The sequence below is a fragment of the Helicobacter sp. 23-1045 genome, assembly GCF_053654655.1.
In genome coordinates this window covers 1-536 of the sequence record NZ_JBSIUR010000034.1, presented here as the reverse complement: position 1 = coordinate 536, position 536 = coordinate 1, and the positions used below count along the sequence as shown (strand labels likewise).

The window sequence follows — 536 nt, the reverse complement described above, 5'->3', positions numbered from 1 at the left end:
TTTCATTTGATTGCCCTGTCGCGTGTTTGTAGCAGTCAAACAAAAATGCGATTTGCTGAAAGGTTACAAAACTAAGCGCAAGTGGCAAGAGAATATGTGGCAATGGAATCTCAAAATCCAAATGCGCTATTTGGCTAAACAAATTGAAATTTTCTAACAAAAAATCCGTGTATTTGAAAAAGCAAAGTAAAGAGAGATTAAAGATAATGCCTAAAATGAAGTAGAATTTTGGTGTGAAAAATTTGTAATTGCGAGAATCGCGTAGCGATTCGTAGCAATCTACACTTCTGCCGTCATTGCGAGAAAAATCGCTAGATTTTTTGTGGCAATCCAAATCTTTTTTATCGATTGTTTCGGCTTTTTTAAAGCCTTGCGATGAGAAAGCAATGTTAGATTCTAGTGAATTTTGTAATGATGATTGACTAGAATCTAGCGTGTTTGAAGTTGCGCGTGAAGTCGCCCCCCCCCCCCGTTTTCGCATCAAATCGTGCAACGCTAAAACGCAAAATCGCTTTTGCTAAAAAGTAATTCACAAT

1 pseudogene is annotated in these 536 nt (G+C 37.3%); it reads right to left on the bottom strand.

The features are described from left to right. Positions 1 to 481, bottom strand: a pseudogene (locus tag ACWIUE_RS11930) (hypothetical protein); the annotation flags it as partial. Positions 482 to 536 lie beyond the last annotated feature (55 nt).